Source organism: Paraburkholderia phenoliruptrix (assembly GCF_047325075.1).
Lineage (GTDB): Bacteria > Pseudomonadota > Gammaproteobacteria > Burkholderiales > Burkholderiaceae > Paraburkholderia > Paraburkholderia phenoliruptrix.
This window is the reverse complement of record NZ_CP168531.1, coordinates 1,648,992-1,672,828: the sequence shown is the minus strand read 5'-3', so window position 1 is coordinate 1,672,828 and position 23,837 is coordinate 1,648,992. Positions and strand designations below refer to the sequence as shown.

At 63.1% G+C, this 23,837-nt stretch carries 18 protein-coding genes; 5 read left to right on the top strand and 13 right to left on the bottom strand.

Features of this window, described 5'->3' with window-relative positions:
• Positions 1-64: 64 nt before the first annotated feature.
• Positions 65-1,966 carry a glycosyl transferase family 1 gene (locus ACEN8U_RS19705; RefSeq protein ID WP_310106891.1) on the top strand — a complete coding sequence of 634 codons (1,902 nt, stop codon included), beginning with the start codon at positions 65-67 and terminating at the stop codon, positions 1,964-1,966.
• A 199-nt stretch (positions 1,967-2,165) separates the two neighbouring features.
• Here ACEN8U_RS19705 and ACEN8U_RS19700 read toward each other — a convergent pair whose 3' ends face one another.
• On the bottom strand, positions 2,166-2,744 hold the full coding sequence (locus ACEN8U_RS19700) for a hypothetical protein (RefSeq protein ID WP_015003263.1): 579 nt from the start codon (positions 2,742-2,744) through the stop codon (positions 2,166-2,168).
• A gap of 302 nt (positions 2,745-3,046) precedes the next feature.
• On the opposite strand from ACEN8U_RS19700, the gene leuA reads away from it, so the two are divergent.
• Positions 3,047-4,765, top strand: coding sequence for a 2-isopropylmalate synthase (gene leuA / locus ACEN8U_RS19695; RefSeq protein WP_041746316.1), 1,719 nt, complete (start codon positions 3,047-3,049; stop codon positions 4,763-4,765).
• A gap of 205 nt (positions 4,766-4,970) precedes the next feature.
• On the opposite strand, the gene ACEN8U_RS19690 is transcribed toward leuA, so the two are convergent.
• The 8 genes from ACEN8U_RS19690 to ACEN8U_RS19655 all read right to left on the bottom strand — a co-directional run bounded on the left by ACEN8U_RS19690 (position 4,971) and on the right by ACEN8U_RS19655 (position 14,801).
• Complete coding sequence (locus tag ACEN8U_RS19690) at positions 4,971-5,738, bottom strand: amino acid ABC transporter ATP-binding protein (protein WP_015003265.1); 768 nt, start codon at positions 5,736-5,738, stop codon at positions 4,971-4,973.
• Positions 5,738-6,415: an amino acid ABC transporter permease gene (locus ACEN8U_RS19685; RefSeq protein ID WP_013338679.1), complete on the bottom strand. Its 678-nt coding sequence runs from the start codon at positions 6,413-6,415 to the stop codon at positions 5,738-5,740. The genes ACEN8U_RS19690 and ACEN8U_RS19685 overlap by 1 nt, the downstream gene beginning before the upstream one ends.
• A 22-nt stretch (positions 6,416-6,437) precedes the next feature.
• Entirely contained in the window at positions 6,438-7,220 is a 783-nt protein-coding gene (locus ACEN8U_RS19680; protein ID WP_015003266.1) for an amino acid ABC transporter substrate-binding protein, read from the bottom strand.
• 352 nt (positions 7,221-7,572) lie between these two features.
• A complete protein-coding gene (gene hydA / locus ACEN8U_RS19675; protein ID WP_015003267.1) occupies positions 7,573-9,024 on the bottom strand; it encodes a dihydropyrimidinase in 1,452 nt (483 codons plus the stop codon).
• A gap of 50 nt (positions 9,025-9,074) precedes the next feature.
• Positions 9,075-10,586: an NCS1 family nucleobase:cation symporter-1 gene (locus ACEN8U_RS19670; protein WP_015003268.1), complete on the bottom strand. Its 1,512-nt coding sequence runs from the start codon at positions 10,584-10,586 to the stop codon at positions 9,075-9,077.
• A gap of 91 nt (positions 10,587-10,677) precedes the next feature.
• Entirely contained in the window at positions 10,678-12,006 is a 1,329-nt protein-coding gene (gene preA / locus ACEN8U_RS19665) for an NAD-dependent dihydropyrimidine dehydrogenase subunit PreA (protein ID WP_015003269.1), read from the bottom strand.
• A gap of 67 nt (positions 12,007-12,073) precedes the next feature.
• On the bottom strand, positions 12,074-13,423 hold the full coding sequence (locus tag ACEN8U_RS19660; protein WP_015003270.1) for an NAD(P)-dependent oxidoreductase: 1,350 nt from the start codon (positions 13,421-13,423) through the stop codon (positions 12,074-12,076).
• A gap of 70 nt (positions 13,424-13,493) precedes the next feature.
• Complete coding sequence (locus ACEN8U_RS19655; RefSeq protein WP_015003271.1) at positions 13,494-14,801, bottom strand: Zn-dependent hydrolase; 1,308 nt, start codon at positions 14,799-14,801, stop codon at positions 13,494-13,496.
• A gap of 341 nt (positions 14,802-15,142) precedes the next feature.
• Here ACEN8U_RS19655 and ACEN8U_RS19650 point away from each other — a divergent pair, with 341 nt between their 5' ends.
• Positions 15,143-15,856 (top strand): TetR/AcrR family transcriptional regulator, encoded by a 714-nt coding sequence (locus ACEN8U_RS19650; RefSeq protein ID WP_041746318.1) that lies wholly within the window; start codon positions 15,143-15,145, stop codon positions 15,854-15,856.
• 19 nt (positions 15,857-15,875) lie between these two features.
• On the opposite strand, the gene boxA is transcribed toward ACEN8U_RS19650, so the two are convergent.
• The 4 genes from boxA to ACEN8U_RS19630 form a co-directional block, all read right to left on the bottom strand.
• Positions 15,876-17,120: a benzoyl-CoA 2,3-epoxidase subunit BoxA gene (boxA, locus tag ACEN8U_RS19645; RefSeq protein ID WP_041746319.1), complete on the bottom strand. Its 1,245-nt coding sequence runs from the start codon at positions 17,118-17,120 to the stop codon at positions 15,876-15,878.
• Positions 17,121-17,205: 85 nt separating this feature from the next.
• Positions 17,206-18,633: a benzoyl-CoA 2,3-epoxidase subunit BoxB gene (gene boxB / locus ACEN8U_RS19640; protein WP_015003274.1), complete on the bottom strand. Its 1,428-nt coding sequence runs from the start codon at positions 18,631-18,633 to the stop codon at positions 17,206-17,208.
• Positions 18,634-18,700: 67 nt separating this feature from the next.
• Positions 18,701-20,371, bottom strand: coding sequence for a 2,3-epoxybenzoyl-CoA dihydrolase (gene boxC / locus ACEN8U_RS19635; RefSeq protein ID WP_015003275.1), 1,671 nt, complete (start codon positions 20,369-20,371; stop codon positions 18,701-18,703).
• A gap of 114 nt (positions 20,372-20,485) precedes the next feature.
• Positions 20,486-21,478, bottom strand: coding sequence for a helix-turn-helix transcriptional regulator (locus ACEN8U_RS19630; RefSeq protein ID WP_310106907.1), 993 nt, complete (start codon positions 21,476-21,478; stop codon positions 20,486-20,488).
• A 182-nt stretch (positions 21,479-21,660) separates the two neighbouring features.
• On the opposite strand from ACEN8U_RS19630, the gene ACEN8U_RS19625 reads away from it, so the two are divergent.
• Together ACEN8U_RS19625 and ACEN8U_RS19620 are read left to right on the top strand one after the other, a co-directional pair.
• Positions 21,661-22,128 carry a DUF4863 family protein gene (locus tag ACEN8U_RS19625; RefSeq protein ID WP_015003277.1) on the top strand — a complete coding sequence of 156 codons (468 nt, stop codon included), beginning with the start codon at positions 21,661-21,663 and terminating at the stop codon, positions 22,126-22,128.
• An 8-nt stretch (positions 22,129-22,136) separates the two neighbouring features.
• Positions 22,137-23,732 (top strand): 3,4-dehydroadipyl-CoA semialdehyde dehydrogenase, encoded by a 1,596-nt coding sequence (locus tag ACEN8U_RS19620; RefSeq protein ID WP_015003278.1) that lies wholly within the window; start codon positions 22,137-22,139, stop codon positions 23,730-23,732.
• Positions 23,733-23,837: the final 105 nt, after the last annotated feature.

The following is a 23,837-nucleotide window of genomic DNA, read 5'->3' as shown; positions in this document are numbered from 1 at the left end:
TCGCCGCTCGCGACTAACGCTTCACGAAGATAGTTAGTCCTGCATAACTGTCAACCGTCACTCCATGGAAGAAGCCACCTTTTCGCTCGACGAGTTCGAGCAGCTCGTCTATACGCGGCAGCATGTTCGCGCGGCAATCCAGCTGCTCTCCGCGTTGGCGCTGCTTCAGCACAAACGCGGCGAACTCGACGGGAGCTTCCTCGCGTCGGGCATGACCGGGTTGACGCCCGCGGAGCAACGCAGGCGCTTCTGCACGCGCCTCGCAAGCGCGGCTTCCACGCTGTTCGCCGACCCTGACTTCAGGCCGCCAGCCGAATGTTTCGGGCTCTTTTTAACGTTGCATGAATGGGTGGGCCTGCTGTTCTCCGCCACGCCGTTCGGCGACGCGGACCATGTCGCTTGCCACCTCAACCCGCGCGGCAAGGAAGACCGGCAGTTTCTCGCTGGCGACAGTTTTGTCGAGAAGCTGTGCGTGCTCTATTCGACGGAGTCCGAACGCGAACTCGACTTTGCCGCGCTGTGGGCGTACGACAAAGTCCTGGCGGCCTGTCTCGCGCTCGTCCTTCTGGCGCCCGTTTTCAAGGGCTCGGCAAGCGCGCACATGAAGCGCGAGGCGCTGATCGAATGGCTGCCCGGCAAGCTGCAACAAATCGGGAATCTCGACGATCTGCCCACCGCCTTGCTGCACAACGCCTACATGTTCTGCAGCTACGCACAAACGCCGCGCAGGCATGAGATCAAGCGCGACATCAACGTACTGGTGCGGCGCAAGCTCGCCGAACTGGGCCTGACCGATCTGCCGGCGGTGCCGCAGGCGCGTGCCGGAGCGGATGCGAACACAAGGCCGCGCAAGAAGCCGTTGATGCTGGTGGTGCTCGAATGGTTCGGCGGCGCGCATTCCATCTACCGCACGCACTCCCGCACGCTCGAAGGCGCGCGCGAGCATTTCGAGGTGGTGGCTTTCGGCTTCGGCTATGCGATCGACGACATCGGTCGCGCGGTGTTCGACCGCTTCATCGAACTGGAGGAGCCCGAGTATATCGGCGAGTGTCTGCGCACCATTCGCGACTTTGCCGAGCGCGAAAAGCCGGAGGTGCTGTATATGCCGAGCGTCGGCATGTTCGTGCTGACCATCTTCATGTCGAATCTACGCGTCGCGCCGCTGCAGATCGCGGGACTAGGTCATCCGGCCACCACGCATTCGGACAAGATCGACTATGTGAGCGTGGAGGAAGATTATGCCGGCGATCCCGCGTGCTTCAGCGAACGCTTGTTGAAGCTGCCCCAAGACGGACAGCCGTACCGGCCTTCGGTGGCATTGCCGGCCATTGCCCCGATCATTCCGCCGCGGCGTGAAAAAGTGCAGGCGATCATCACCGCGAGCGCAATGAAGCTCAACCCCGCATTTCTCGATACGTGCCGGGAAATCGGCGAGCGCGCAGCCACGCCCGTCGAGTTTCATTTCATGAGCGGCGTGCATGCCGGACTCCCGCTGGATCATATGCGCGAGGTCATCGGCCGCGCACTGCCGGGGTCGGTGGTGCACGGGTTTCATCTGTATCCGGACTATCTGGAACGGGTCAACGCTTCCGATTTATTTCTGAGTCCGTTTCCGTTCGGCAATACGAATGGCATTGTGGACGCGCTCACGCTCGGTTTGCCGGGCGTGTGCATGCGCGGGCGCGAAGTGTTCGAGCGTATCGACGGCGCGCTGTTCGACCGCGTGGACATGCCGGCGTGGGCCACGGCGGATAGCATTGAGGCATATATCGCTGCCGCAGTGCGAATGATCGACGGGCACGACGAACGCGTTGCGTTGCGACAGCGGCTGATCCATACGCACGCGGTAGAGCGTTGCTTTGAAGGCCGGCCTCAAGCGTTTGCTGAACGCGTCCTCGCCTTGATGAACGAAGCGCGGAGCGGATGCCAGGCCGAGGCAATGGAGCTGTCGGAAGAGAAGCCATGATGCGACGGCGGTGCGCACGGGGTCATTCCACGCTTTTGGAGCGGCGTCCGCCTTGCCACCTGCGCGTGCAACGGCGCCTGCGGGTATTCTCGCGCTTGGCGCCCGAAGAGCTGATCGCCTGGCAAAAGCATCAGCATGTGCGAATTCGTGGCCGCTTCGCGACAAAACGCGGCGCACGAATTCGGTGGTGCTCGAGAACTTACTCCTGTGCTTCGCCCGAATCTGGCTCGGACGGCGCCGCCAGCTTTGCCGGGGCAAGCCAGCTAAACGTGGCGAGCGTCGGACCATGGAACGTACATTCGGCAGCTGCAGCTTGCACGATCTTCTTCGGCTTGCCGGATTTGAGCGCCAGCGCCTGCGCGTCTGACGATGCCGACGGCGAAGCTGCTGCAGCGCCCACGCCTGATGCGGTCGCCCCCGCGGCCGTTGCCGCTCCGGAAGCCGCCGACGTTGCGGAACCGCTCGCGGCCCTCGACAGCGACGAAGCCGCCGAAGCCCCCGCGGCCCCGGACGCCCTCGAAGCTCCAGACGCCCCCGAAGCCCCACCCGCCGCCTCAGACGCCGTCACCCCATGCTCGATCGCCCCTTCCACCACCACACGCGAACCGCCGATGCCGGCGCCGGTATGGCCGATCTTGAGCGTATCGGACGAGGTTTCCGCGAGTTTGCTGCGCATCAACTGCTCGCACGCGTCCGAGTTCCTGTACACAGTGGTGCAGGCCGCGAGCAGCGCCGCAGCGGTCGCGACGCACGCGAGAGTGAGAATCCGAATCTTCATTGACGTTCCGTTTTTCAAACCGTCGCGAATTGTAGCCTGGGCGCCGTGCGCGAGCCTGCGCTTGACGTCGTCCCAATAATATGTTCCTATTGCGCACTATGTACCGCGCCCAGACCACCCTATCGCTACTACTAGCCCGCTCTACCGGGCTAGGTCTGCTGCTGCGCGCTTCCAACTGAATCACCCGAAGCACCGCTTAATTTCCCAGTAACTGACCCAGCCCCGGTTTCCGACCGGCGGCCCTGCTTCGCGTTTTTGTCGTCCGGTCGACTCCCTGCTTGTCGAATCCACGGATGATGAAAATGTTGAAAAACCCTGCCACCAAGTACCGCTCGTTCAAGCCCATCAATTTGACGGACCGCCAGTGGCCGTCGCGCACCATCACACGCGCGCCGATCTGGATGAGCACCGACCTGCGCGACGGCAACCAGGCGCTGTTCGAGCCGATGGACAGCGAGCGCAAGATGCGCATGTTCAAGACGCTGGTGCAGATCGGTTTCAAGGAAATTGAGGTCGCGTTTCCGTCGGCATCGCAGACGGACTTCAACTTCGTGCGCGAGTTGATCGAAGGCGGCCACATTCCGGACGACGTCACGATCGAAGTCTTGACGCAAGCGCGCGACGACCTGATCGAACGCACCTTCGAATCCTTGCGTGGCGCGCCGCGCGCAATCGTCCATTTGTACAACGCGACGGCGCCGGAATTCCGCAAGATCGTGTTCGGGCTCGACAAAGACGGCGTCAAGCAACTTGCGCAAAACGCCGCGCGCACGATGAAGCGTCTCGCCGACGCCGCGCCGGAAACGCATTTCACGCTGCAATACAGCCCTGAAGTATTCAGCGGCACCGAGCTCGAATTTGCAAAGGAAGTCTGCGACGCGGTATTCGACATCTGGCAGCCGACGCCCGAGCACAAGGCGATCGTCAATCTGCCGGCCACAGTCGAAATGGCCACGCCGAATGTGTATGCCGACCAGATCGAATGGATGCACCGCAATCTCGCGCGCCGCGATTCGCTGATCGTCTCCGTGCATCCGCACAACGACCGCGGCACCGCTGTCGCCGCAGCCGAACTGGCGGTGATGGCGGGCGCGGACCGCATCGAAGGGTGCCTCTTCGGCAACGGCGAGCGTACCGGCAATGTCGACCTCGTCACGCTCGCGTTGAACCTGTACACGCAGGGCGTCGATCCCGGGCTCGATTTCTCGAACATCAATGAAGTCGCGCGCACGGCCGAGGAATGCACGCAGTTGCCGGTGCATCCACGTCACCCGTATGTCGGCGATCTGGTGTTCACCGCGTTTTCGGGCTCGCATCAGGATGCGATCAAGAAGGGTCTTGCCGCGCAAAAGCCCGATGCGATGTGGGAAGTGCCCTACATGCCGATCGATCCGAACGACCTCGGCCGCACTTACGACTCCGTGATTCGCGTGAACAGCCAGTCCGGCAAGGGCGGTATCGCGTATCTGCTCGAGCAGAGCTACGGCGTGGTGTTGCCGCGCCGCCTGCAGGTGGATTTCAGCTCGGCCGTGCAGCGCTTTACCGATACGAGCGGCCAGGAAGTCACGTCGTCGCAGATCTGGGAACTGTTCCAGCAGGAATACGTGCGCAACACCGCGCCGGTGCATTACGTCGGCCATAGCCTGTCCGAGCAGGACGGACGCGAGCGCATCAAGCTGACCGTCGAGATCAACGGCACGCGCCGCGTGCTGCATGGCGAAGGCAACGGCCCGCTCGACGCCTTGATGCACGCGATGGACGTGCCCGTGCGCATCCAGCACTACGAAGAGCGTGCGTTGACGCAAGGCGCCGATGCCCGCGCGGTGGCGGTCGCCGAAATGGCCGGCGCGGATCTCACGGGCAGCGCGTTCGGCGTGGGTATCGACGCGAACCTGGTGACCGCGTCGATCCGCGCGGTGATCAGCGGCGTGAACCGCGCCTATGCGCGTGCGAGCGACGAGGCGAAGCAGCGCTTCTTCGACACGGCGCTGAACGACGAAACCGAGCGCGCCGAGGCATAAGATGCGCGTAAGCAGACCGTGACGGCCTGACACGCAAAAAGGGGCGCCCGGAAGCGCACAGCAAGCGAGAGGTTGGATCGAGGTCCATCAACTGGCTTGCCGTTCGCTTTCGGGGGCCCCTTTGCTATTTACCCTTTTCTGATTCGACTACCCGAACGCTTGCTGTCGCTGGACGCCACACCGCCACGCGGAGACGAAGCCCGCTTCACCCCGTCCACGCGTCCGGCAAACTGTGGGTGAGCGTCGACACGAAACGCGCGGTTTCTTCCTGCTGCGGCCGCATGAAGACATCGCGCGACGCACCCGCTTCCACCACCACGCCGTTGTTCAGAAACACCACGTCGCGCGCGATGGTCGCGGCCAGCCGCAAATCGTGCGTGGCCATCAGCATGGTCATGCCTTCGCTCGCGAGCTGCTTCAGCACTTCCACCACTTCCGCGGCGAGGCCGGGATCCAGTGCGGACGTGGGTTCGTCGCACAACAGCACTTCCGGCGACGGCGCCAGCGCACGCGCAATCGCCACGCGCTGCTGCTGTCCGCCCGATAACGTGACGGGCCACGCATCGCCCTTATGCGCGATGCCGACCTTCTCGAGCAATTCGTCCGCGCGTGCTCGCGCCTTTTCCTTGTCCCACTTCAGCACGGTCAGGAGTCCTTCCATCACGTTCTGACGCACCGTGAGGTGCGGAAACAGCTGGAAGTTCTGAAACACCATGCCGGTGCGGCGGCGAATGGTCAGCACCGTCTCACGCGACGGCCGCTCGTTCGGACTGAAAGTAAGCTTCTGATCGCCGATTTCCAGCGAACCCGCCTCGGGAATCTCCAGCAGGTTCACACAGCGCAGCAGCGTGCTCTTGCCGCTGCCCGACGGTCCGATCAGCGCGGTCACGTTGCCCTGCGCGAGCTGCAGATCGACGGCATTGAGCACGCGGTGCCCCGAAAAATACTTGTCGATTTTTTCCAGTCGGATCATCAGTTGCCCGCCTGAAAGAGTGCGTGACGGCCGAACTTGCGCTCGAGCCTCACTTGCGCCGACGACAGCACCGAACTGAACAGCAGATACACGAGCGCAGCCTCGGTATAGAGAATCAGCGGTTCATAGGTGACCGAAGCAATTCGCTGCGCCGCCTGAAACACCTCGGGCACGGTCAGCACTGCCGCGAGCGAGGTGTCCTTCACGAGCGCAATAAACGAGTTGGACAACGGCGGCAACGCGACGCGCGCCGCTTGCGGCAGGATCGCGCGACGCAGCGCCTGTTCGCGCGTCATGCCCATCGAATACGCGGCCTCCCACTGCCCTTTCGGAATCGACTCGATCACGCCGCGAATCACTTCCGAGTTATACGCTCCCACGTTCAGCGAAAAACCGATGATCGCCGCGGTCAACGGATCGAGCACGATGCCGACGTTCGGCAGTCCGTAGAAAATCACGAATAGTTGCACGAGCAACGGTGAGCCGCGAAAGAGCCACACGTAGAAGCGCACCGCCGCCACCGCCCATTTCGGCCCGAAAAGCCGCACGAGCGCGACGATAAACGCGAGAGCGAGCCCGATAGCGAACGACGCCAACGTGAGCGGCACCGTGAACACAAGCCCCGCATACAGCAGGGGCCACAGCGACTGCGCCATCAGATGCAACCATGCCGGCATGATTCAGACTCGCGAAAGGCGTTTACTGGGAGACGTCTTTGCCGAAGTACTTCTGCGAAATTTTCGCGTACGTGCCGTCCTTCTTCATATCGGCGAGCGCCTTGTTGATCGCCGCGACGAGTTCGGGGCTGCCCTTGCGGATCAGCACAGCCGACTTGTCGCTGCTGTCCGCCGATGTATCCAGCGCGGCGATCTTCACCTTCGCATCCGGCTTGTGCTTCTTGAAGTCGAGGAACGAGAGCGAATCGTTGACGGTTGCATCGACGCGACCCGCCGTCAGCAGGTCGATCGACTCGTTGAAGCCCTGCACGGGAATGACTTCGGCGCCATGCGACGCGGCGATCTTGCCGAAGTTGCTCGTCAGCGTGTTGGCCGACTTCCTGCCCTTCAGATCGTCGAAGTTCTTGATCGTGTTGTTGTCCGAGCGCACGATCAGCGCCGCGTGCGACGTGATGTACGGGTCCGAGAAATCGTATTTCTGCTTGCGCGCGTCCGTCACCGCGACTTCGTTGATCACCGCGTCATAGCGGTTCACGTCGAGCCCGGCGATCAGGCCGTCCCATTTGCCTTCGACGAATTGCGGCTTGACGCCGAGCCGCTGCGCGATTTGCGTGCCGATCTCCACGTCGAAGCCGGTCAGCTTGCCCGATTCGTCGTGGTAGGTGAACGGCGCGTAGGTGCCTTCCGTACCGATCCTGAACACGCCCGATGACTTGATCTGCGCGAACTCGTCGGCCGCGAAGACAGGGCTCACGGCGACTGCATGCAACAGCGCAACCAGCAGAATGGAACGAATCGACTTCATGAGTGGCTCCCTAAAGTGGCCAGGCCGTATGCCTGGTCTTGTGTTGGCAGTCCCGCACGCGCTCACGCCCGGCGGAGTGGGCGGACTGTAGCAAACGGCTTGCCTTTTTACAAAGGATCAGGTTTCCAATCCATATGCGCATGCGTGCTAAGCCGCAGCCATGGCGTCCGTCATCGCATGAGGTTCAACTCTACAGCAGATATCAGGACGCGGCATGCATCGCAACATGGAACGTGGGCCGGGCGCCATCGGGGAAAACGCGAGACGGTCGTGCCGCGGCGAATGCGCGGCAGGAGGGGAACCGCGGCGCGGGACGTGCACGCCCGCGCCGCCTGTCAGGACTGGACAAACGCTACCGCTCCACCGGGTGCGGCTCTTTCAGCTTGTTGGACACGCGAATGGCGTCGAAGTAAGCCGGATTCGGCGGACGGTTCTGATATTGGCCCGCGCCGCGCACGGCGCGCAGGTCGCCGTCGGTCCAGGCAAGCGCCCCGCGTGTGAGCGTATGCATGGCTACGCCTTGCACGGTCATGCCTTCAAATACATTGAAGTCGACTTTCTGATGATGCGTCTTCACCGAAATGGTCCTGCTTGCATTGGGGTCCCACACGACGATGTCCGCATCCGCGCCCACGCGTATCGCGCCTTTGCGTGGGTACAGGTTGAAGATCTGCGCCGCATTCGTCGACGTGATGCGCACAAACTCGTTCGGCGTGAGACGCCCCGAGTTCACGCCGTGGTGCCACAGCACCGCCATGCGATCTTCCACACCGCCGCAGCCGTTCGGGATCCTCGTGAAGTCTTCGCGGCCCATCGCCTTTTGCGACGCGCAGAAGACACAATGGTCGGTCGCGGTGGTGTGCAACTGCCCTGCCTGCAAGCCGCGCCACAGCGCCTCGCGATGCTCCGCGGAGCGAAACGGCGGGCTCATGACATGCGCGGCGGCACGCGTCCAGTCAGGGTCGCGATACACCGCCTCGTCGATCACGAGGTGCCCCGGCAGGACCTCGCCGAACACGCGCAGCCCCTCGCTGCGCGCGCGGGAGATCGCGTCGACAGCGTCTTTGGCGGAGACGTGCACGATATACACCGGCACGCCCAGCACCTGAGCAATGCGAATCGCGCGGTTGGCCGCCTCGCCTTCCACCTCCGGCGGCCGCGACAGCGGATGCGCCTCGGGACCGGTGAATCCCTTTGCCAGCAACTGGCGCTGCAACTGGAACACGAGCTCACCGTTTTCCGCGTGCACGGTGGGCAATGCGCCGAGTTCGAGCGAGCGCGAGAAGCTGTTCACCAGCACTTCGTCGTCGGCCATGATCGCGTTCTTGTAGGCCATGAAATGCTTGAAGCTCGACACGCCGTGCTCGTGCACGAGCGTGCCCATGTCGCGATACACCGAATCGTCCCACCACGTGACGGCCACATGAAAACCATAATCCGCCGACGCCTTCTCCGCCCAGCCTCGCCACGTCCTGAATGCTTCCATCAGGCTTTGTTTAGGACTGGGAATCACGAAGTCGATGATGCACGTCGTGCCGCCGGACAACCCCGCCGCCGTGCCGGTATAGAAATCGTCGCTCGCCGTGGTGCCCATGAAGGGCAGCTCCATATGCGTGTGCGGATCGATGCCGCCCGGCATCACATACTGGCCGCCCGCATCGACGATCGCAGCGCCGGCCGGCGGCTCCAGGTCCACGCCGATCTGCAGGATGGTGCCGCCGTCCTGCGGGTCCGCACATAAAACGTCGGCGCGATAAGTGTTGTCCGCGTCTATCACGGTGCCGCCGCGAATCAGGGTCGTCATGTTCGCCTCCTTATGAACTTGCGTATGCCGCTGCCTTGCCGGCTATGTTTTCACGCACTCGCTACACGTGCGCTCGGCCCCTTGCTGAACTTCATCCACGCGCTATAGACAATGGATGCCAAGGCAAGCCCGACAAACCACGCATACGTGTAGAGCGTATTGAAGATCGACGGCACGTTGGCGAACGAAGCGGGAAATGCGGTGTGCAGGAAGCCGGGCAGATTCGGCAGCACGCCAATGACGAGAGCGACCACCGCGCCGATATTCCAGCCGCCGGTGTAGCTGTATTCGCCGCGCTCGTCGAAAAGTTCGCGTGTATCGAGGCGCGTGCCGCGAATCAGGAAGTAATCGACCATCAGAATGCCTGCGACGGGACCAAGCAGCGCCGAATAGCCGACGAGCCACGTGAAGATGTAGCCCTGCGTGGTCGCGAGAATCTTCCACGGCATCATGACAATGGCGATGGTGGCGGTGATCATGCCGCCCGCGCGATACGAAATGCCCTTCGGCCACAGGCTCGAAAAATCATAAGCGGGACCCACGAGATTGGCGGCCAGGTTGCAGCACATCGTGTCGAGCGTGAGGATGACGAGGGCAATGCCGACGCCGACACCCGTCATGCGGCTCGTGAGATCGATAGGATCCCATATCGCCTTGCCGTAGATCACCACGGTCGCCGAGGTCACGACGACGGAGATTACCGACAGCAAGGCCATCGGCACGGGCAAGCCGATGGATTGACCGACCATCTGGTCGCGCTGCGTTTTCGCAAAACGTGTGAAGTCGGGAATGTTGAGCGCAAGCGTGGCCCAGAATCCGACCATCGCGGTGAGGCTAGGCCAGAAGGTCACCCAGAATAAGCCTTCTTTCTTGCCGCCCGCTGCGAACTGCGACGGTGCGGAGAGCATCGAGCCGAGGCCGCCCGCCTTCGACGTCGCCCACCACACGAGCGCGATGCACATCACGATCTTGATCGGCGCCGACCAGCTTTCGAGCCAGCGAATCGAATCCGTGCCGTGCACGATGAAGTAAATCTGCAGCGCCCAGAACACGAGAAAACAGGCCAGCTGTCCAACGGAGATGTCGAGGAACGGCAAGGCCGCGCCATGCAGCGCGTTGCCGGTCAGAATGTTGAGCAGCGTGTAGATTGCGCTGCCGCCAAGCCACGTTTGAATCCCGTACCAGCCGCACGCGACGATAGCGCGCAGCATCGCAGGCAGCTTCGCGCCCTGCGTGCCGAACGACGAGCGCACCAGCACCGCATACGGAATGCCGTGCTTCGCGCCCGCATGGCCGATCAGCAGCATCGGCACGAGAACGATCACGTTGCCGAGCAACACCGTCAACACAGCCTGCCACGGCGACATGCCCTGCTCGGTCAAGCCCGCGGCGAGCATATACGACGCGATGTTCATCACCATGCCCACCCACAGCGCTGCGAAGTGATACCAGCGCCATGTGCGCTGCGCGGTGCTGGTCGGCGCGAGGTCGTCGTTGTAAAGACTGCTGCCTTGCGCGCCGGCCGCGAAGTGCGGGTCGGCGGGTTGCGCGGTCTGCTTCATCGAAAGATCTCCACTTGATCGTAAAAGCCCGCGCGGCTTCTTCGGCGCGTCGGGCGTTGAAGGAACCAGCCGTGACGAATCGCTCTGTATTTCAGGCTGCTTTCACTGCGTGCGCCGGCTCTGCGCTTGCGCCCGCTTCGTGTGGTTCGCTCTGCGCCGCATTCACGCGCGCCGGATTGTTCGGATGCGTGGTCCAGTTCGCGTACTCGCCGTTGTCCACGCGTTCCATCGTGATGCATTGTTCGACCGGACACACGTGCATGCACAGATTGCAGCCCACACATTCGGAGTCCACCACTTCAAAATGCCGAACGCCATCTTTTTCTTTCATGATGGCCTGATGCGCAGTGTCTTCGCATGCGATATGGCACAGCCCGCATTGAATGCACTTGTCCTGATCGATGCGTGCCTTGATGCTGTAGTTCAGATTCAGATACTTCCAGTCGGTGACGTTGGGCACGGCCCGACCGCGAATATCGTCCAATGTCGCGTAGCCCTTTTCGTCCATCCAGTTGGACAGGCCGTCCGCGAGATCGCTGACGATACGAAAGCCGTAGTGCATGGCCGCGGTGCAAACCTGCACGCTGCCTGCGCCCAGCACCATGAATTCGGCCGCATCGCGCCACGTCGAAATACCGCCTATGCCTGAAATAGGCAGATTCGGCGTTTGTTCGTCGCGCGCGATTTCCGCGACCATGTTCAAGGCGATCGGCTTTACCGCTGGGCCGCAATAGCCGCCGTGCGTGCCCTTGCCGTCGACCATCGGCAACGGCGACATGGCGTCGAGATCCACAGCGACGATCGAGTTGATCGTATTGATCAACGACACGCCGTCCGCACCGCCCTTGTACGCTGCACGCGAACCGAGGCGAATATCGGTGATGTTCGGCGTGAGCTTCACGAGGCACGGCAGCCTCGTGCCCTCCTTCACCCAGCGCGTGACCATTTCGATGTACTCGGGCACCTGGCCGACCGCCGAGCCCATCCCACGTTCGCTCATGCCGTGGGGGCAGCCGAAATTCAATTCGACTGCATCGGCCCCGGTATCTTCGACAAGCGGAAGAATCCACTTCCAGTCGCGCTCGTTGCACGGCACCATCAGCGAGACGATCATGGCTCGCTCGGGCCAGTCGCGCTTCACTTGCGCGATCTCGCGCAGATTCACGTCCAGCGGACGGTCGGTAATCAACTCTATATTGTTGAGGCCCGCGATGCGCTGGCCGTTCCATTGCACCGCGCCGTAACGCGAACTCACGTTGACCACGTGCGGGTCGAGGCCGAGCGTTTTCCACACCACGCCGCCCCAGCCCGCTTCGAACGCGCGGTTCACGTTGTAGGCTTTGTCGGTCGGCGGCGCGGAAGCGAGCCAGAAGGGATTCGGCGAAGTAATGCCGGCAATCGTGCAGCGCAGATCGGCCATGTTCGGCTCCTTGGGGACGGCTGTTTTTGTGCGATTCGTTTGACGCGGTAAGCGGCGCTAAGCTGTGCTAAGCGGCCTTTATGGCGGTCCGGGCAAACTGCGCATGGATGGATTCGGCGGCGAGCTTGCCGTCCTGCACAGCCTGCACCGTCAAGTCGACGCCGCCCGTCGCCGCGCAATCGCCACCCGCCCACACGCCGGCCAGCGACGTCTGACCGCTTGCGTCGACGGCGATGCGACTGCCGTCGAGCGTCAACAGTTCGCGTTCCATGCCCACCGCCACGAGCGTCTGGCCGATTGCCTTCAGCACCATGTCCGCTTCGATCACGAAGCGCTCCGCGTCGCCGGTGCTTAACGTTCGTTCGAACTCCGCACCCGTCACCATGCCGCCCTCGCCGATCAAACGGACAGGCGTTGCGTGCGTGACGAGCGTGACGCCGTTGGTCTGCGCGAAGTCGCGTTCGGCCCACGTTGCGCTCATCGATTCGACGCCGCGCCGATACACCATCGTCACCGACGTCGCGCCGAGCTTGCGGCTTTGCACGGCCGCATCCACGGCCGTATTGCCGCCGCCGATCACAGCCACGCGGCGGCCTACCGGCACCGTGCCGAAGTCGCGCGCGCTGCGAATCTGCTCGATGAAATCGACTGCGTTCATCACCCCCCGCAGGTCTTCGCCCGCCATGGCGAGCGCACGCACGCCGGTGAGGCCAATACCCAGAAAGACCGCGTCGTATTGCTTGCGCAACGCGTCGAGTTGCACATCGCGGCCGAGCGCCATGCCGTGCCTGATCTCTATCCCGCCCACCGAGCACAGCCACTCCACTTCGCGCTGCGCGAAACCGTCGACTGTCTTGTAAGCCGCGATGCCGTATTCGTTGAGGCCGCCCGCTTTTTCATGTGCGTCGTAGATCGTCACGTTGTGTCCGGCCAGCGCGAGACGATGCGCGCAGGCGAGTCCCGCCGGACCGGCGCCAATCACCGCAACATGCCGGCCGGTTTCGGGTGCGCGCGAAAACAGCGCTTCACCGCGCGCCATCGCCCAATCGGCGGCATGGCGTTGCAGCGCGCCGATCGCGACCGGCTTCGCGTCCTGATGGTTGCGCACGCAAGCACCTTCGCAAAGAATCTCGGTCGGACACACGCGCGCGCACATGCCGCCGAGCGGATTGGCCGACAGGATATCCACGGCCGCGCCCTTCAGGTTGCCGTTGCCGATCTTGCGGATAAAGCCCGGTATGTCGATCTGCGTCGGGCACGCGTTCACACACGGCGCGTCGTAGCAGTAGTGGCAGCGGCTCGCCGCCGCCGCGGCGGCGGTCGCGTCGAGCAACGGTGCAATGTCGGAGAACTCGCAGGCGAGCTGTTCGGGCGACAGGCGCTGCGCGGCGATGTCGCCGGTTTGCTTGATGGCCATACACGTTCCTTCTGTCGATGTGAGGACGCCGACGGTATTTTTCCGGCACTGCGCTAAAACGTTAGATGTACTAGGCGACCGGCTCGCTTGCGCGCTCCAGCATGGCGTGCAGCAGTACGTTCGCGCCTGCCTCGATCCATTCGAAGGTGGCGTCCTCGATTTCGTTATGGCTGATGCCGTCGACGCACGGCACGAACACCATCGAAGTCGGCGCGACCTGCGCGAGATAACACGCGTCGTGCCCCGCACCCGAGACCATGTTGCGATGCGAGTACCCAAACCGCTCGGCCGCCGCGCGCACGGACTTCACGCAGGCTTCGTCGAAAGCAACCGGCGCGTAGTAAAAGATCTGCTCCAGCTCGGTTTCAAGCCCAATGCCGCCCGCAATTCGCGCAACGCCCTCACGCAACGCCGCATCCATTTTTGCGAGCACCGCATCGTCCGGATGACGGAAGTCGACGGTAAAGAACACACGGCCCGGAATCACGTTGCGCGAGTTGGGGTGCACCTGCAGCATGCCGACCGTCGCGCAGGCGAGCGGCGCATGGTCGAGGCCAATACGATTGACGAGATCGACGACGCGCGCAGCACCGAGCAGCGCATCGCGCCGCCGCGGCATCGGCGTCGGGCCCGCATGCGCCTCCTGGCCCGTCAGCGTGATTTCGTACCAGCGCTGGCCTTGTGCGTCGGTGACCACGCCAATGGTTTTCTGCTCGGCTTCGAGAATCGGTCCCTGCTCGATGTGCAGTTCGAACGCCGCATGCAACTTGCGCCCGCCGCAGGGCACATCGCCTGCATAGCCGATGCGCTGCAACTCTTCACCGATTGTCTTGCCGTCGACATCCTTACGCGACAAACCGTAGTCGAGCGAAAACACCCCCGCGAACACGCCGGAAGCCACCATGGCCGGCGCAAAGCGCGAGCCTTCCTCATTGGTCCAGATCACCACTTCGACGGGATGCTCGGTTTCGATGCCATGGTCGTTCAGACTGCGAATCACTTCGAGCCCGCCCAGCACACCGTAAATGCCGTCGAAGCGGCCGCCTGTCGGCTGCGAGTCGGCGTGCGAGCCGGTCATGACCGGCAACGCGTCGGGATTGCGCCCCTCGCGACGCATGAAGACGTTGCCCATCTGATCGACACTGACCGTACAGCCCGCTTCTTTCGCCCAACTAACTATCAGATCGCGCCCTTCCTTGTCGATATCCGTCAGCGCAAGGCGGCATACGCCGCCTTTGGGCGTTGCGCCGATCCTGGCCATCGTCATCAGGCTGTCCCATAGCCGCTTGCCGTCGACCCGGATCGACGTAACGTCTTGCGCGCTCCCCGGCAGGTTGTCCTTCGGGGCGCTCTTCAGCGCTTCAGTAACCGCGTTCATTCGTCTCGCTCCTTTCGGTGAACCGACATGAAACTGGTGCATGGGCGGCGGCTTTTGGGGCGTGTCCGCACGGCGGCGGTGCACGTTCGATACGCCAGGCCGCCTCTGATAGCAAGGGCAAACCCTGATGCATCTCCCGCTCTTTCAATCCTGTCCAGTTGGACAGGTTGTAGACGATTAACACCGCCAAATCAATGCTTTTCGCACGAACGCAATGAGAGCGAGAAGCGTGCCATTGCATTGCAGCACTGCCCGGCCTAGCACGAGAAATACGCGTGTGAGCTCGCCGTCGAGCGACTAGAATGAAGCGCGACGCGGCACACATGCCGCCGAAGGCGAACATGAGAGACGACGACGTGGCTGCGGGCATCACCGAAAACGACGAGACGCGCGCGCCTTTGCGGCGGCGCAAGGCGCACATTCGCGAGTCGAACGAAGCCCATCTTCTGGCGTGCGCCGAGGCGGTTTTCGCCGAGCGCGGACTGGACGGCGCGAGCACGGCGATGATCGCCGAGCGCGCGGGCTTACCGAAAGCCAACGTGCACTACTACTTCCCGACCAAACTCGCGCTTTATCGGCGAGTACTCGAAGACCTCTTCGAGGACTGGTATCGCGCGGCCGACACCTTTGAATGCAGCGACGATCCCGTCGAAGCCATCGGCGGATATGTGCGCGCAAAGATGGAGCTGTCGCGGCGGCGTCCGCTCGGCTCGAAAGTGTGGGCGAGCGAGATCATCCACGGCGCGGAGCATATGGAAGACATCCTCATGCAGCGCGTCAAGCCTTGGCTCGACAGCCGCGTGAAAGTGATCGACGACTGGATTGCGCGAGGCCTGCTCGCCCCCGTGAACGCGCGCACGCTGATGTACATGATCTGGGCAACGACACAGCACTACGCCGATTTCGACGCGCAAATCCGCGCGCTGAAAGGCAAGCGCGCGTTGACGCAAAAATCGTTCGAGGCGACGACCGAAGAAGTCGTGCAACTGGTGATTCGCGCGTGCGGCGCGGTGTCGCCCGCGCAGCGCGAGGAAGGCGCCGATCCTTCGCGTTAGAAATGTGCGCGGCGCCGCGTCAATACGTTTCCAGATGCAGGCGCCCTTCCTTTTTCAGCCTCGCCCAGAGCGCCTCCCAATCCATCTGATGCTGCTCGGCGATCTCCTTGAGCGCTTGCAGCACACCGTCTTCCATGCCCTTCAGGCCGCACACATAGATGTGCGTGTTCTCGTCCTTCAGCATATACGCGACGTCAACCGCGCGTTCGCGCATGGCGTCCTGCACATAGCGCCTCGGTTGCCCCGGTGTACGCGAAAACGCCAGGTTGGTGTCGATAAAGTCTTTCGGCAGATTAGTTAGTGGGCCAAAGTATGGTAATTCCTCTTTGGTACGCGCCCCGAAAAACAGCATCAGTTTTCCGGTCGCGCCTTTCAGGCGGCGGCGCCGCCGGTACTCGGTCATCGCACGCATCGGCGCGGAGCCTGTGCCCGTGCAGATCATCAGCAGATGTGAGTTCGGATGGTTCGGCATCAGGAAGGTGCCGCCAAACGGACCGATAACCGTGACCACGTCGCCCTTTTTCAGGTCGCACAGATAGTTCGAGCAGACGCCGTCGATCGAGTCGCCATGCTGTTCGGACACACGCTTCACGGTCAGCGAAACGTTGTTGTAGCCGGGCCGCTCGCCGTCGCGCGGACTCGCAATCGAATACTGGCGCGCGTGATGCGGACGACCATCGGCGGCCGCGCCCGGCGGCAGCACGCCAATCGACTGGCCTTCGAGCACGGGAAACGGCATTGAGCCGAAGTCCAGCACGATGTGATGGATATCGCTTTGCGTCGACGCGTCGGTCAGCCGATAGTTGCCGACCACGGTCGCGGTGGTCGGCGCCTTATGCGTATAGAGGTTCACGTACGGTTTGGCCGCGGACCACGGCGGCACGACGGAGCCGCGTACCGTGTCGACTTCAATCCCGCTTGCATTCCCTGCGGTGTCCGCGCTCGTGTCGGCGGCAACGGGGGATTGGTCGACACTGGCCACGGCCATCGTGTTCTGCTCCGGCAGCACGTCCCATGTGAACTGTTCCTCGATCGGGTACGCGTCGGCCTTCAGCACCGTGCGCCAGTTGTCGATCGCGCCTGTCGGACATGGCGGCACGCACGCCATGCAGCCGTTGCAAACATCCGCCCTCACCACGTAGTTGTTTTCGTCGTGCGTGATCGCGTCGATCGGACAGGTCTCTTCGCAGGTATTGCAGCGAATGCAGATCTCCGGATCGATCAGATGCTGCCTGAGAACCTCGATCGACACTGGGCCGTTCATGACTTCCTCCACCATGTAGTGCTTTGTAAGCGCGCCGCGCGCGCTTCGTTGCTTCGAGCCGCCGTGCGCTCCCGTTCAGCTTCTCTTAGTTAAAGCGCACGTATTCGAAATCCACAGGCTGACGGTTCACGCCCATCGCGGGCGGCGCAATCCAGTTCGCGAACTTGCCGGGCTCGACCACGCGGCCCATCAGCGACGCGACGAATGCGCGGTCTTCCGGCGTGGCGAGCCACTTGCTTTCGTTGGCGGCCCACTCCGCTTCGCTCACGACGCGTCCGTCCGGCGAGACACGCGTGCCCGCGAAGGTGCCGATCTGGCGGTTGAAGGCTTTATGCGGCACGGTCATGCGAAAGTCGATGCCGGCCTTCTCGAGCACCTTGTTCCAGCGCCCCACGCCCGCCACCGAGTCCTTGATGTAATCGTCGCGCAGCACTTCGTTCATCGCGTTGAGCATGGGCACTTCGCGCTCCACCAGCTTGCCGTCCTGCACGTCGAGCAACTTGTAGCTTTGCCCGTTCAATTGATGATCGTCGTCACGCTTGCTTTCTTCGTAGCGCCCTTTCAGGCCCGAGCTGTAGAACGTCGCCGCGTTCGACGAATGATCGGCGCCGAACAGGTCGATCGTCACCGAGTAATGGAAGTTCAGATAGCGCTGGATGGTCGGCAAATCGATCACGCCCGCTGCTCGAATCCTGGTGACCTCGTCGGTGCCGAGTTCGTTCATCACCTGGGCGGTGCGCTGAATCACGCGGGACACGCCCGATTCGCCCACGAACATGTGGTGCGCTTCTTCAGTCAACATGAACTTCGTGGTGCGCGCGAGCGGGTCGAAGCCGGACTCCGCCAGTGCGGAGAGCTGGAACTTGCCGTCGCGGTCGGTGAAATACGTGAACATGTAGAACGCGAGCCAGTCCGGCGTTTTCTCGTTGAACGCGCCGAGAATGCGAGGATTGTCGTCGTCGCCGGAGCGTCGGCCCAGCAATGCTTCGGCCTCCTCACGACCGTCCCGTCCGAAGTAACGATGCAGCAGATACACCATGGCCCAGAGGTGCCGGCCTTCTTCCACGTTGACCTGAAACAGGTTGCGCAGGTCGTACATGGAAGGCGCGGTGAGACCGAGGTGCCGTTGCTGCTCGACCGAAGCGGGCTCGGTATCGCCTTGCGTCACGATAATGCGCCGCAGATTCGCGCGATGTTCGCCGGGCACGTCCTGCCATGCAGCCTCGCCCTTGTGCTCGCCGAAATGGATCTTGCGATCCTGCTCGCCCGGCGTGAGGAAAATGCCCCAACGGTAATCGGGCATCTTGACATGATCGAAGTGGGCCCAGCCGCCCGCGTCCACGCTCACTGCCGTGCGCAGATACACGTCGTAGCCGTGCGAGCCTTCCGGTCCCATGTCGCCCCACCAGGACAGGAAGTTCGGCTGCCATTGTTCGAGCGCGCGCTGCAGCGTGCGGTCGTCGGCGAGGTTGACGTTGTTCGGAATCTTTTCGCTGTAGTTGATGGTCGACATGGTCGGTTCCTTGCAATGCTGAAGGTGAGAGGCGCGTATTGGGCGCAGGGTCGCTTCGCAGCGGGCGTCAAACCCGCGAGACGTCGAATTGCGCCTTGCTGCCCTTGCCGTACACCTTGAGCGCACCCTTCTCGCCCACAGCGTTCGGCCGGTTGAAGATCCAGTTCTGCCATGCGGTGAGACGGCCGAAAATGCGCGTCTCCATCGTTTCGGGCCCGTTGAAACGCAGGTTCGCCTCGAGCCCCGTCAATGCGTCCGGCGACATGGCTGCGCGTTCCTCCAAGGCGATGCGGATTTCGTCGGCCCAGTCGATGTCATCGGGCGCCGCCGTGACGAGTCCGAGACGCTCCGCTTCGACGGGCTTGATCGGCTGACCGATGCGCGAACGCACGGCGTCGAGTGGTTCGGCCTCCTCATAGAAGCGGCGTGCGAGCCGGGACTGATGCGTGACCATTGGATAAAGACCGAAGTTGACTTCCGACAGCGTGATCGCCGGCTCCTCTTCTTCGTTGCCCGGCAATGCGGCCATGTAGGAGCGGTCAGCGGCGAACGCCAGTTCCGCGAAGGTGCCGGCGAAACACGAGCCCGGTTCGATCAACGCGAAGAGTGATCGCGACGACACGTCGATGCGCGCCAGCGTGCGGCGCAACAGGCCAATCGTTTCGCGCACGAACCAGTGGTCCTTGTGCTGCATCAGCACGGCGTCCACGGCGAGCACGTTGCGCGCGTCGCCTTCGGTGCGGAACACCCAGGTGCCGACTTCGAGTTCGTTCGTGCGCAGCGAAAGAATCGCGTCGTCGAGTTCGCGAGCGAATCGCAGCGGCCACCAGTTCGCGCCTGCAGCGACGATTGCATCGACATCAGCGGGCTGTTCGCCTTGCGGCGCGCGGGCGGTGAAGGTCGCGATGCGCTTCGCGCGGTCGATCGTCACGTCGAGCGTGTGATAACCGAGGCCGTCTTCGCGATCGGTGCGCTCGATGCGCGTCAATTTCACGCCTTGCGCGTCGGACGGACGGTCGCTTTGTGCGGCGAGTTCGAGCGCCCGGGCCTGAATGGCCGCATCGAACTGATTAGGCTTCACCACTTCATCGACGAGACGCCACGCCTTCGCACGCTCGCCGCGAATACCTTCCACCACGGTGCAAAAGATGTCGGCGCGATCATGGCGCACCTTGCGCTTGTCGGTGACGCGCGTGAGACCGCCCGTGCCGGGCAGCACGCCGAGCAATGGCACTTCCGGCAGCGACACCGACGACGAGCGGTCGTCGACCAGATAGATTTCGTCGCAGGCGAGCGCGAGTTCATAACCGCCGCCTGCGCACGCACCATTTACCGCCGCGAGAAATTTGAGCCCCGAATAACGCGACGAGTCTTCGAGGCCGTTACGCGTTTCGTTGGTGAACTTGCAGAAATTGACCTTCCACGCATGCGACGACACACCGAGCATGAAGATATTCGCACCCGAGCAGAACACGCGGTCCTTCAGACTCGTCACAACGACGGTCTTCACTTGCGGATGCTCGAAGCGGATGCGCTGAACAGCGTCGTGCAGTTCGATATCGACGCCAAGGTCGTACGAATTGAGCTTCAGCTTGTAGCCGTCGCGAATGCCGCCGTCTTCCGCGATATCGATACCCAGCGTCGCGACGGGGCCGTTGAAACTCAGCTTCCAATGCTTGTACTGCGAGGGGTCGGTGCGGTAGTCGACCGGGGCGATAGCGGTTTCTGCTGTGGACATGGGCGTCTCCTGACTAGACGATGCGAGTTGTTGATCGAACAATAGTGCATCGTCACATCCATGTAAAGCATTTTAATGCATGTTACCGCGTAAACCCCGAGGTCCGAGTGCAGGTCAGCTAGCCGACGCTTCGTCCGGCGATTCGGACGCGAGCCGCGCGGCCAGGCGGTCGCGCAGTTGGAGATAGGCGTCGGCCAAAGTTTTCTCGCTGGTGTCGAACGTCATGTCGGCACGACCGTACAGCTCGCTACGGCCCGCGAGAATCCGCTTCAGGTCGTCCATCGCCTCCTTGTTGCCGGACATGGGGCGCAAATCGCCTTGGGCGACGACCCGGCGCATGTGCTCCTCCGGCGCCGCCTGCAGCCACACAGTGAAGCAGTGCGACAACAGCGCGTTGAAGGTGCCGGACTCCGACACGAGGCCGCCCGGCGATGCAATGACCGCGCGCTCGTGCTCCTGTATCACCGCCTCCAGCGCCCGGTGCTCGTAGCGCCGGTAAGCGCTTGCGCCGTACAGCGAGTGAATCTCCGCTGGCGGGCATCCGGCGAGCTGCTCGATCACCCGCGTGAGCTCGACGAACGGCACCTTGCGCTCCTGCGCGAGCATCCGGCCGAGCGTCGATTTGCCTGCGCCGCGCAGCCCGATCAGCGCGATCCGGTCCTTGCGATGCGGGTCGCGCGGCGCCTGCGCGAACATCTCGGCAAGCGCCATGCGCGCGCGCTGCAACGCCGCCTGATCGCGCCCATGCAGCAGTTCGCGAATCAGCAGCCATTCGGCCGAAGCCGTCGTCTCATCGCCGATCACTTCGGCGAGCGGGCAGTTCAAGGTTGCCGCGATCTGCCGCAACACGAGCACCGAGGCATTGCCGACCCCCGACTCCAGATTCGCGAGATGCCGCTCTGAGAGACCGGTCTCCGCGGCCAGCGTCTTGCGCGTCATGCCGCGCCGCGCGCGTAACAGCCGCACGCGCTCGCCCATCGCCGTGAGGAACGGGTCGCGCTCCTCCCGCTCGCCGGTCCGCTCGGCCCGGTCCGGGCGACCCGCTTCCTCATCGGCCGCGTGAGGCGATGGCGCGCTCGACGGCAGTTCGGTGTAATTCCGGTTCATATTCCATACCTCCCAAACCACAATATATGTACTATAGTGCTTGACACCCACCCCGTGAACGGTTAATTTTCGCCCAACATTGATCTATATACAAAGACTGCCGTGATTTTTCGCGCGGCGTCGCGGAGACCGCGTAGCGCGTCACATGCATTAACGTGCGTGCGCACAGCCCGGAGGCTTGCATGTCCCCAACCGATTTTCAGCGGCTGATAGCCGATGTCACCGCCCAGCTGCCCGGCCGGCCGCTGGATGCCGAACTCGCCGCCTGGCTCAACAGCACCTATCCCGCTCACAGCCCGACCTTTCGCGATCTGGCCGAGGCCTGCCGCGCCGGCGTCGCCGAAGGCTGGCTGTGCAACCGCGAGGCCGGCGGCATTCGCTATGGCCGCATTTTCAAGGCGCTGCCGGACACGCACGGCTTTTCCGTCGACGTGGTCCACATGAAGGACTTAGCCGGCCCGCATCACGTTCATCCGCATGGCGAGATCGATCTCATCATGCCGCTCACCGAAGGCGCGACTTTCGACGGCCACCCGGCGGGCTGGTGCGTCTACGGGCCGGGGTCCGCGCATCGCCCGACCGTGGCGAACGGCGAGGCACTCGTGCTTTATCTCCTGCCGCAAGGCGCAATCGAATTTACCGCTGCGTGAGCACTGTCATGACCGAACTGTTGAAGAACCACGTCGCGGGCGAATGGGTCGCGGGCGCCGGAGCAGGCGTCACGCTGCGCGACCCGGTGACGGGAGAAGCGCTCGCGCGCGTGTCGAGCGAGGGACTCGACCTTGCGAACGCCTTCCGTTTTGCACGCGAAGAAGCCGGCGCGGCACTTCGCGAACTGACCTATGCACAGCGCGCCGCTCGCCTTGCCGACCTCGTCAAGCTGCTGCAAGGCAAGCGCGACGACTACTACGCCATCGCCCTCGCCAACTCGGGCACGACGCGCAACGATTCAGCGGTCGATATCGACGGCGGCATTTTCACGCTGTCTTACTACGCGAAGCTCGGCGCGGCGCTCGGTGACGTGCATGCGCTGCGCGACGGCAACCGAGGCGCGCTCAGCAAAGATCAATCGTTCAGCGCGCAGCATGTGCTGACGCCGACGCGCGGCGTCGCGCTATTCATCAACGCGTTCAACTTCCCCTCGTGGGGCTTGTGGGAAAAAGCGGCGCCCGCGCTGCTTTCGGGCGTGCCCGTTATCGTGAAGCCTGCCACTGCGACGGCGTGGCTCACGCAGCGCATGGTCGCCGATGTGGTCGACGCAGGCATTCTGCCGCGCGGCGCGCTCTCAGTGATCTGCGGCGGCTCTGGGGGCCTGCTCGATCAGATCCAATCATTCGATGTCGTGTCCTTCACCGGCTCGGCGGAGACGGCCGCGACCTTGCGCGCGCATCCGGCCTTCGTCGTGCGCGGAGCGCGGCTCAATGTCGAGGCGGACAGCCTGAACAGCGCGATTCTCTGCGTCGATGCCACGCCGGACACGCCTGCGTTCCAACTGTTCATCAGCGAAGTCGTGCGCGAAATGACCGTGAAATCCGGACAAAAATGCACGGCGATCCGGCGCGCGTTCGTGCCGGACACGGCGCTCGAGGCTGTGGTCGATGCGCTCAAAGCGAAGCTGGGCAAAGTTACCGTCGGCAATCCGCGCAACGACGCCGTGCGCATGGGCTCGCTTGTGAGCCGGGCGCAATGCGAGAACGTGCTGGCAGGAATCGCCGCCTTGCGCGAGGAAGCGGTGCTCGCGTATGACGGCTCGTCAGCAGCCCTTATCGATGCGGACGCAACAATCGCGGCTTGCGTGGCCCCGCATCTGTTCGTCGTCAACGATCCAGATAGCGCGACCCTGTTGCATGACCTCGAAGTGTTCGGCCCCGTGGCGAGCGCCGCGCCGTATCGCGTCGCGAGCAATGCCGGTAGTCTGCCCGAAGCGCATGCAGTTGCCCTTGCGCGACGCGGGCACGGTTCGCTCGTCGCGTCGATCTATTCGAACGACGACGCACATCTCGGCAGGCTGGCGCTCGAACTCGCCGATTCGCATGGCCGCGTGCATGCGGTGTCGCCGTCCGTGCAGCAAAGCCAGACAGGCCACGGCAATGTGATGCCGATGTCGCTGCACGGCGGACCGGGGCGCGCGGGCGGAGGCGAAGAACTCGGCGGTCTGCGCGCACTCGGCTTTTATCACCGGCGTGCCGCGGTTCAGGCGTCGGCAGCTGCGCTCGAAGCACTCGGCCAGGTCACTTCTCTGCCCACGGCCTGACGATGTCCGCTACGTCAGCGATAACCGCCAAGACGCAGGAGATGAGCGCCCTCTAACGCACCAGCGCACCAGCGCACCAGCGCACGCAAGCATTGAGCGGATCAT

Bases quoted from the DNA above. Each gene is read 5' to 3' on its own strand.
- ACEN8U_RS19705 (WP_310106891.1), top strand. From the start codon at position 65: ATGGAAGAAGCCACCTTTTCGCTCGACGAGTTCGAGCAGCTCGTCTAT.
- ACEN8U_RS19700 (WP_015003263.1), bottom strand. From the start codon at position 2,744: ATGAAGATTCGGATTCTCACTCTCGCGTGCGTCGCGACCGCTGCGGCG.
- leuA (WP_041746316.1), top strand. From the start codon at position 3,047: ATGTTGAAAAACCCTGCCACCAAGTACCGCTCGTTCAAGCCCATCAAT.
- ACEN8U_RS19690 (WP_015003265.1), bottom strand. From the start codon at position 5,738: ATGATCCGACTGGAAAAAATCGACAAGTATTTTTCGGGGCACCGCGTG.
- ACEN8U_RS19685 (WP_013338679.1), bottom strand. From the start codon at position 6,415: ATGCCGGCATGGTTGCATCTGATGGCGCAGTCGCTGTGGCCCCTGCTG.
- ACEN8U_RS19680 (WP_015003266.1), bottom strand. From the start codon at position 7,220: ATGAAGTCGATTCGTTCCATTCTGCTGGTTGCGCTGTTGCATGCAGTC.
- hydA (WP_015003267.1), bottom strand. From the start codon at position 9,024: ATGACGACCCTGATTCGCGGCGGCACCGTGATAGACGCGGACAACACT.
- ACEN8U_RS19670 (WP_015003268.1), bottom strand. From the start codon at position 10,586: ATGAAGCAGACCGCGCAACCCGCCGACCCGCACTTCGCGGCCGGCGCG.
- preA (WP_015003269.1), bottom strand. From the start codon at position 12,006: ATGGCCGATCTGCGCTGCACGATTGCCGGCATTACTTCGCCGAATCCC.
- ACEN8U_RS19660 (WP_015003270.1), bottom strand. From the start codon at position 13,423: ATGGCCATCAAGCAAACCGGCGACATCGCCGCGCAGCGCCTGTCGCCC.
- ACEN8U_RS19655 (WP_015003271.1), bottom strand. From the start codon at position 14,801: ATGAACGCGGTTACTGAAGCGCTGAAGAGCGCCCCGAAGGACAACCTG.
- ACEN8U_RS19650 (WP_041746318.1), top strand. From the start codon at position 15,143: ATGAGAGACGACGACGTGGCTGCGGGCATCACCGAAAACGACGAGACG.
- boxA (WP_041746319.1), bottom strand. From the start codon at position 17,120: ATGAACGGCCCAGTGTCGATCGAGGTTCTCAGGCAGCATCTGATCGAT.
- boxB (WP_015003274.1), bottom strand. From the start codon at position 18,633: ATGTCGACCATCAACTACAGCGAAAAGATTCCGAACAACGTCAACCTC.
- boxC (WP_015003275.1), bottom strand. From the start codon at position 20,371: ATGTCCACAGCAGAAACCGCTATCGCCCCGGTCGACTACCGCACCGAC.
- ACEN8U_RS19630 (WP_310106907.1), bottom strand. From the start codon at position 21,478: ATGAACCGGAATTACACCGAACTGCCGTCGAGCGCGCCATCGCCTCAC.
- ACEN8U_RS19625 (WP_015003277.1), top strand. From the start codon at position 21,661: ATGTCCCCAACCGATTTTCAGCGGCTGATAGCCGATGTCACCGCCCAG.
- ACEN8U_RS19620 (WP_015003278.1), top strand. From the start codon at position 22,137: ATGACCGAACTGTTGAAGAACCACGTCGCGGGCGAATGGGTCGCGGGC.